Annotated in this window: 8 protein-coding genes and 1 pseudogene; 6 read left to right on the forward strand and 3 right to left on the reverse strand. The window is 69.1% G+C overall.

Annotation, left to right across the window (positions count from 1 at the left end; genetic code table 11):
- Positions 1-2 precede the first annotated feature (2 nt).
- Both ABZV40_RS41435 and ABZV40_RS41440 read left to right on the forward strand, forming a co-directional pair.
- Positions 3-1,526, forward strand: a complete 1,524-nt coding sequence (locus tag ABZV40_RS41435; RefSeq protein WP_355454876.1) for a DUF885 domain-containing protein — start codon at positions 3-5, stop codon at positions 1,524-1,526.
- The gene (locus ABZV40_RS41440; protein WP_355454878.1) at positions 1,526-3,055 is read left to right on the forward strand and encodes a DUF885 domain-containing protein; all 1,530 of its coding nucleotides are present in this window, start codon (positions 1,526-1,528) and stop codon (positions 3,053-3,055) included. The genes ABZV40_RS41435 and ABZV40_RS41440 overlap by 1 nt, the downstream gene beginning before the upstream one ends.
- Here ABZV40_RS41440 and ABZV40_RS41445 read toward each other — a convergent pair.
- Positions 3,027-4,448: an amino acid permease gene (locus ABZV40_RS41445; protein WP_355454880.1), complete on the reverse strand. Its 1,422-nt coding sequence runs from the start codon at positions 4,446-4,448 to the stop codon at positions 3,027-3,029. The genes ABZV40_RS41440 and ABZV40_RS41445 overlap by 29 nt on opposite strands.
- Positions 4,449-4,565: 117 nt before the next feature.
- Positions 4,566-5,531: a zinc-binding dehydrogenase gene (locus ABZV40_RS41450; RefSeq protein ID WP_355454882.1), complete on the reverse strand. Its 966-nt coding sequence runs from the start codon at positions 5,529-5,531 to the stop codon at positions 4,566-4,568.
- Positions 5,532-5,601: 70 nt separating this feature from the next.
- On the opposite strand from ABZV40_RS41450, the gene ABZV40_RS41455 reads away from it, so the two are divergent.
- From ABZV40_RS41455 to ABZV40_RS41470, 4 genes and pseudogenes are all read left to right on the forward strand, one after another.
- Positions 5,602-5,808 (forward strand): hypothetical protein, encoded by a 207-nt coding sequence (locus ABZV40_RS41455; protein WP_355454884.1) that lies wholly within the window; start codon positions 5,602-5,604, stop codon positions 5,806-5,808.
- Positions 5,805-6,275, forward strand: coding sequence for a ribonuclease domain-containing protein (locus tag ABZV40_RS41460; RefSeq protein ID WP_355454886.1), 471 nt, complete (start codon positions 5,805-5,807; stop codon positions 6,273-6,275). Before ABZV40_RS41455 ends, ABZV40_RS41460 begins: the two co-directional genes overlap by 4 nt.
- Positions 6,272-6,427: pseudogene (locus tag ABZV40_RS41465) on the forward strand (barstar family protein); the annotation flags it as partial. The gene ABZV40_RS41460 and the pseudogene ABZV40_RS41465, both read left to right, overlap by 4 nt.
- Positions 6,428-6,578: 151 nt before the next feature.
- On the forward strand, positions 6,579-6,995 hold the full coding sequence (locus tag ABZV40_RS41470; RefSeq protein ID WP_355454888.1) for a hypothetical protein: 417 nt from the start codon (positions 6,579-6,581) through the stop codon (positions 6,993-6,995).
- On the opposite strand, the gene ABZV40_RS41475 is transcribed toward ABZV40_RS41470, so the two are convergent.
- Complete coding sequence (locus ABZV40_RS41475) at positions 6,992-7,768, reverse strand: enoyl-CoA hydratase-related protein (protein ID WP_355454890.1); 777 nt, start codon at positions 7,766-7,768, stop codon at positions 6,992-6,994. The two genes, ABZV40_RS41470 and ABZV40_RS41475, sit on opposite strands and share 4 nt — an antisense overlap.
- Positions 7,769-7,940: the final 172 nt, after the last annotated feature.

Raw genomic sequence — 7,940 nt, forward strand, 5'->3', positions numbered from 1 at the left:
GCGTGACCTCGCTCTCCGATGAGACCTTCCGGGCGATGATGGACTGGTCGCCGACGTTCGCGACGCTCGTCGGCGTGCCCGGCTGGGACGACCAGCTCGAAGACCTCAGCGTCGACGGCCAGCAGGCCCTGCGCGCGCGGCTGCAGGACATCCTGAGCCGGGTCGACGAGAGCGACGAGGACCCGGTCGCGAAGGACGTGATCCGGCACCAGGCCACCTCGATCATCACCAGGATCGACGCCCGGCTGGTCGAGCACTCCGTCTCCAGGGGGCTGAACGCGCCGGTCGCGGTCCTGCTCCGGTTCGCCTCCCAGATCGACTACTCGCGGCGGCGGCACCTCGTGCCGCGCCTGCTCGACCAGGCGGCGCAGCGGCTGCTCGACACCGACCGCCGGCCGTTGCGCCGGCACGTGGAGGGCGGGGCGGCGCACGTCGAACGGTTCCTCGCCTCGCCGCGCCAGGAGTGGGAGGGCGACGCGGACCTGCGCCCGGCGTTCGCCCGTTACCGCGAGGTCCTGCTGGGGCTGCCCGGACGCGACGACGAGCAGGCCGGCCTGTGCTGGCTGCCCGACGGCGAGGAGAACTACCGCAAGCTCGTCCGCGACTACACGACCGCGTCCTACACCCCCGCGGAACTGCACCGGCTCGGGCTCGACCTGATCGCCTCGTTGCGGGACGAGTACGCCGAGATCGGCGCACGGGTGTGGGGCACCGCCGACGTGCCGGAGATCTTCCGGCGGTTGCGCACGGATCTGTTGTGGGACAACGAGGACGACATGCTCGTCAGCGCGGTGGAGACGGTCGCGCGGGCCGAGGCCGAGGCACCGAACTGGTTCGGCCGGCTGCCGAAAGCACGCTGCGAGGTCCGGTTCGTGCCGGAGGTCGACCGCCAGAGCGCCGCGTTCGCCTACTACGTGGACGCCGCGCTCGACGGGTCCCGCCCCGGCACGTACTTCGTGAACCCGTTGGGCGCCACCGAACGCAGCCGCACGGTGTCCGAGGTCACGGCGTTCCACGAGGCCATTCCCGGCCACCACTTCCAGCTCTCGATCGCGGCCGAGACCGAGCTGTCCAACCTGCGCAAGTTCGCGTTCATCGACGCCTACATCGAGGGCTGGGGGCTCTACACCGAACGCCTGGCCGACGAGATGGGCCTGTACTCGTCCGACGAGGCACGGCTGGGCATGCTGAGCCTCGACGCGATGCGCGCCGGGCGGCTCGTGGTCGACACGGGCCTGCACGCGATGGGGTGGTCGCGGCAGCAGGCCGTCGACTACCTGCGCCAGAACACCGTGATGGACGACACGGAGATCAACTCGGAGGTCGACCGGTACATCGAGACGCCGGGGCAGGCGCTCGCGTACATGGTGGGACGGCTGGAGATCCAGCGGCTGCGCGGTGAGGCGAAGTCGAAGCTGGGCGACCGGTTCGACATCAAGGCGTTCCACGACCTCGTGCTGGACAACGGCGTCGTGCCGCTGTCCACGCTCGGCGACCTGGTCGCCGACTGGGCCGGGCGGCCCTGATGTCGCTCGCCGACGAGATGTTCTCCGCGGCCATGGACTGGTCGCCGTTCCTGCCCTCGGTGTACGGGCTGCCCGGCTGGGACGACAAGCTCGAGGACCTCAGCGTCGACGGGCAGCAGGCGTTGCGGGCCCGGATCGCCGACATCCTGCGCCGGGCCGAGCACAGCGACGAGGACCCCGTCACCCTGGCGGTGCTGCGGCACCAGGGCGAGACGATCGTGGCGCGGATCGACGCCAGGCTGGTCGAGCACACCGTGGCGACCGGGCTGAGCGCGCCGGTCAACGCGTTGCTGCAGATGGCGGCCCAGCTGGACGTGTCACGGCGGCGCGGTGAGATCGCGCGGTACGTGACGCAGGCGGCCGTGCGGGTGCGCGACTCCGACCGCAGACCGTTGCGACGGCACCTGCGGACCGGGGTGACGCGGATGGAGCGGTTCCTCGCCTCGCCCGTGCAGGAGTGGGAGGGCCCGGCCTCGGCGGAGATCCGCGCGGCCGTGGCCGGGTACCGCGACGTGCTGGCCTGTGTCGACGGCCGTCCCGACGACCGGCCGGGCATCTGCTGGCTGCCCGAGGGCGAGCAGAACTACGCCAACCTCGTCCGCAACTACACGACCACCTCGTACACCCCGGCCGCGCTGCACCGGCTGGGCCTCGACCTGATCGCCGCGTTGCGCGACGAGTACGCGGAGATCGGCGCACGGGTGTGGGGCACGGCCGACGTGCCGGAGATCTTCCACCGGTTGCGCACGGAACTGTTGTGGGACAACGAAGACCAGATGGTCGCGCACGCGGCTGAGGCGATCGCACGGGCCGAGGCCGAGGCACCGCGGTGGTTCGGCCGGATGCCGAAGACCGGCTGCCGGGTGTGCCTGGTGGGCGAGGCGGAACGGGAGACGGCGGCGATCGCGTTCTACCAGCCCGCGCCGCTGGACGGCAGCCGTCCCGGCACCTACTGGCTGAACCCGTTGGGCGCCACCGAACGCAGCCGCACGGTGTCGGAGGTGACGGCGTTCCACGAGGCCGTGCCCGGCCATCACTACCAGCTCTCGATCGCCGCCGAGGCGTCGATGCCGAACCTGCGGCGGTTCGCGTTCATCGAGGCGTACCTGGAGGGCTGGGGCCTCTACACCGAGCGCCTCGCCGACGAGATGGGGCTGTACTCGTCGGACGAGCAACGCCTCGGGATGCTGGGGCTGGACGCGATGCGCGCCGGTCGGCTGGTGGTCGACACGGGCCTGCACGCGTTCGGGTGGACCCGCCAGCAGGCCGTCGACTACCTGCGCGAGAACACGGTCATGACCGAACCCGAGATCACCTCGGAGGTCGACCGGTACATCGAGGTGCCGGGCCAGGCGCTCGCGTACATGGTGGGGCGCCTGGAGATCCAGCGCGTGCGCGCCGAAGCGGCCGCCCGGCTGGGCGACCGCTTCGACGTGAAGGCGTTCCACGACCTCGTGATCGGGCTCGGACCGGTGCCGCTGTCCGTGCTCGACCAGCAGGTCACCGCGTGGAGCTCTGCTTCTCCATGACGGAGTTGCGCCGCGAGTAGGTGAAGTAGACGACCATGCCGATCACGAACCAGATCGCGAACCGCGCCCAGGTCTCCGGCGTGAGGAACGTGATGAGCCAGACCGAGAACACCACACCGATGACCGGCACGACCGGCATGCCCGGCGTCCGGAACGTGCGCGGCAGGTCGGGCTGCTTGTAGCGCAACACGATCACGGCCACGCAGACGACCACGAACGCCAGCAGGATGCCGATGTTGGTGAGCTCCGCGGCCTCCGCGATCGGCAGGAACCCGGCGATCACCGCCGAGGCGACGCCCAGCACCCAGGTGATCCGTGACGGCACGTGCTTCACCGGGTGGGTCTTGGCGAACCACTGGGGCAGCAGGCCGTCCCTGCTCATCGAGTAACCGACGCGCGCCGCGCCCAGCAGGAACGTGAAGAGCACCGTGGTGATGCCGAGGATCGCGCCGACGCTGATGATGATGCCCAGCCAGTGGAAGCCGATGTCCGCGAACGCCGTGGCGAACGCGCTTTCGGCGTCGACGTCCTTGTAGTTGACCATGCCGGTCAGCACGAGGCAGGCCAGCACGTACAGGACCATCGAGATCGCCAGCGAGTAGATGATCGCCTTGGGCATGTGCTTCTGGGAGTCCTTCGACTCCTCGGCGGCGGTGCTCATCGCGTCGTAGCCGAACACGGCGAAGAAGACCGTTGCGGCACCGGTGAAAGCGCCGGACAGGCCGAACGGGAAGAACGGGTTGTAGTTGGCGGTGTCGATGTGGAAGACGCCGACGCCGATCACCAGCAGCACCACGGCGACCTTCAGGTACACCAGCGTGGTCTCGAACCTGGCCGCGTTCTTCATGCCCAGGTTCAGCACGTACGCGATCAGCAGGCAGAGGAGCACCGCGAACAGGTTCACCTTGTAGCTGCCCGGCTCGACGCCCTGGCCTTCGGTGCCGGGCGCGCCCAGCATCCACTGCGGCAGATGGATGTTGAGCAGCGACAGCAGTTCGGTGAAGTAGCCGGAGATGCCGATCGCGACCACGGCCACGATCGCGGTGTACTCCAGCAGCAGGTCCCAGCCGATGAACCAGCCGACGATCTCGCCCAGCACCGCGTAGCCGTAGGTGTAGGCGCTGCCCGCCTTGGGGATCAGGCCCGCGAACTCCGCGTACGAGAACGCCGCCGCCGCACTCGCGACACCGGCGATGAGGAACGAGATCAGCACCGCGGGGCCGGCCGTCTTGTTCGCGACGGCGCCGGCGAGCGAGAAGATGCCCGCGCCGATGATGCCGCCGATGCCGATCGCGGTCAGCTGCCACAGACCCAGCGTTCTGGTGAGCCCGTCGCCCCGGTCGTCCGCGATCTGGTCGATGGGCTTGCGCCGGAACACGCCCTGGGTAGTCATGCCTTCAGCTCCCTCGATGAAGTGGGTCCGGGGGAACCTATGCGCGTCTACTGTCACGCGGTTTGTCCGGACTCACCAATCAAGAGATCGTTTTTTGGCCGATCGGGCTGTTTACCGCTATCGGGTGAGCACGATCTTGCCCGCGGTCTCGCCGTCGAGCATGGCCTTGAGCCCCTGTTCGGCGTCTTCGAACTTGAGCTCGGCGCCGATCTGCGGCCTGAGGCCGTTGAGGGCGCAGAACCGCAGCAGGTCGCCCAGCTCCTCGCGGGTGCCCATGGTCGAACCGACCACGCGCAGCTGCAGGAAGAACAGCCGCTGCAGCTCGGCCGCGCTCGCGTCACCGGAAGTGGCACCGGAGATCACCACGATGCCGCCGGGCTTGAGCGCCTTCATCGAGTGCGACCAGGTGGCCTTGCCGACGGTCTCCATCACCGCGTCGACCCGTTCCGGCAGCCGGGCGCCGGACTCGAAGACCTCGTGCGCACCGAGGCTGGTGGCCAGCGCGCGCTTCTCCTCGGTGCGGCCGGTGACCCAGACGCGGAACCCGGCGGCACGGCCCAGCTGGATGAGCGCGGTCGAGACACCACCGGACGCGCCCTGCACGAGCATCGTCTGACCGGGTCGCAGGCCGGACTTCACGAACAGCATCCGGTAGGCGGTCAGCCACGCCGTGCCCATGCAGGCCGCCTCGGCGAACGACAGGTCGGCGGGCTTGGGCAGCGCGTTGCGGGCGGGCACCGTGACGTAGTCGGCGAACGTGCCCTGGTGCTTCTCGGTGAGCAGCGTGCGCTTCGGGTCGAGCGTCTCCTCACCGGACCACTCCGGGTCGCCGATGACGGAGTGCAGCACCACCTCGGTGCCGTCGTCGAGGACGCCCGCGCCGTCGCAGCCCAGGATCATCGGGAACTGCTCGGGCTTGATGCCGACACCGCGCAACGTCCACAGGTCGTGCATGTTGAGGCTGGCCGCCTTGACCGCGACGCGCACCCACCCGGCGGGCACCTCGGGCTCTGGGCGCTCGCCGACGCGAAGCGAGGCCAGCGGGTTCTCGGGACTGGGTTCTGCTGCGTAAACGGCGAACATGGTTCGCAACATACCGACCGGGGCCCCGGCCAAATGCCGTGACACCGGTCACGACACTACGCTGGGGGGCGTGGACTGGCTTTGGCAGTGGTGGGACGGGGTCGAGTTGTGGCTCGTGCAGCTGCCCGTCGCCGTGCAGTTCCCCGTCGTGATGATCGTGGTGTTGCCGCTCTGCCTGGGCGTGGCGCGGCTGATCGACCGCGTCGTCGACTGGCGGGCGAAGAACCCCGCGTCGGCACCTGAGCCCGAACCCGAGCCCGAGAAGGTCCCCGCGTGAGTCCTGGTCGTCGCCTCACCGTCGCACTGGTCGGCCTGATCGCGCTGGTCGTGGTCGGCTGGTTCGTCAAGGACAACGTGTCCTCGAGCCCGCCTGCCGGGCAGATCCCGATCGGGTCCGTGTCGCTGACCGCCCCGCCGACGTTCGTGTCGGTGTCCGGCGTTCCCGGCGCGAAGTCCGGTCTCGACGTGAAGGCCCTGTCGTCGCTGCCCGCCGAGGCCGCGAAGACGTGGAAGCTGATCGAGTCGAACGGCCCGTTCCCGTACCCGCGCAACGACGGCGTGACGTTCGAGAACCGGGAGAAGCGGCTGCCGCAGCAGAAGTCCGGTTACTACAAGGAGTACACGGTGCCGACGCCGGGCAGTCCCGACCGCGGCGCACGACGACTCATCACCGGCAGCGCGCGCGAGGTTTTCTACACCGGCGACCACTATTCGACGTTCGTCGTCGTGGACGTGAGCAAGTGAAACGGCACATTCTCGTTTCGGAAAAGGTCGAGGCCATCGCGGCCATTGCCCGCGCATTGGACTTCCCGGACTGGTTCGGGCAGAACCTGGACGCGTTGCACGACAGCCTGAGCGATCTCTCCTGGCTGCCGGCGGGGGAGTACGTGCTGGTCGTGCCCGCGGACCTGGACCAGTCCGTTTGGGAAGTGCTGCGTGACGCTGTGAAACGGACCGCTGAATCAGGTGACCGAAAACTGCGCGTGATTCGCACAGAACGGTGACTTGGGCTGCGGTTTCGCGGTCCGGAGTGGACAGTGCAGTGCCATGGGAAAGCAATTCCGCCGCCTGAGCTGTGCGCTCGGCGTCGTGGTGGTTGTCGGTTTCTTGTGCCCGGTCCCGTCATTCGCCGGTGACGCCGGCTGCACGCAGGAAGACCCCTTCACGCCGTTCGACACCATCGACGGCGACAACCCGGTGACGATGCAGAACAGCCGGGTCGTCGAGCTGCGCGCGTCGAACAGGTCCAAGTGCGCCTGGGGGCGCATCTCCTACGGCACACCGGGCGAGGAGATCTGGACGGACCGCAAGGACCCCTCGGCCAACGAGCACGAGGGGTTCCTCGGGTACACGCGGATCGACTCGGGCAGTGCGAAGTACACCGAGCCGTTCAAGAACGACGGGAAGGTCATGCGCGCCTGCGGTTCGTCTCAGGGCGTCATCGAGTGCACCGGCTGGTTCTAGCCTTCGGCGGGAACCCAGGAGGGCCTGCGCTTCTCCCTGAACGCCGCGATGCCCTCCTGGCCCTCCGGTCCGCCGAAGTGCCGCGCCGACAGTTCGAGCATGTCCGCGAACACCTCGCCGAGGTTCGCGGACCGCTCCTGCCGCAGCATCTCCTTGGTGGCGGCGAGGGCGTTGGGCGCACCAAGCGCGAGCATGTCGGTGTAGCGGCGCACCTCCGCGTCGACGCCGTCGACCGGCACGGCGGAGTTGAGCAGGCCGATCTCCTTGGCGCGGTGGGCGTCGAACGTCTCACCGGTGAGGAACAGCTCGTGGGCCTGGCGGGGGAGCAGCCGCGGCAGCACGGTGACCGAGATGACGGCGGGCACGACACCGATCCGCACCTCGCTGAACGCGAACGTGGCCTCGTTGGCGGCCACCGCGATGTCGCAGGCCGCGACGATGCCGACGCCACCCGCGCGGGCCGGTCCCCTGAGCGCGGCCACGACCGGTTTCGGACTGGTCCAAAGCTGTTCGAGGATCGCGGGGAACTCGTTGACCCCCTGGTCTCCCGCGCTCGCGCCGGCGGCCTCCTTGAGGTCCATGCCGGAGCAGAACACGGATCCCGTGTGGGTCAGCACGACCACCCGCACCCGGTCGTCCTTCGCGGCCTGGGCGAGGTGCTCGGTGAGTTCCCGGCGCAGCTGCGCGGACAGGGCGTTGCGGTTGTGGGGAGAGTCCAGCGTGATCGTCGCGATGCCACGCCGCACCTCGTAGTGGACCAGCTCGTCTGCCATGCCGCTGACCTTAGCCGCGCCGGTGCGCAGGGGTTTGCGCACCGGCGCTGATGGCTAAGCGCCTTGCCAGGGGTCTTGTCCGCAACCCGTCTGCCGGGCAGTTACGTGGATGAAGGGCTCCTTCAAACACACCAAGTTGTGGTAGGAGCCCATCAAACACCAAACCGGCCGG

Source organism: Lentzea sp. NPDC004782 (assembly GCF_040609115.1).
Classification (GTDB): domain Bacteria; phylum Actinomycetota; class Actinomycetes; order Mycobacteriales; family Pseudonocardiaceae; genus Lentzea.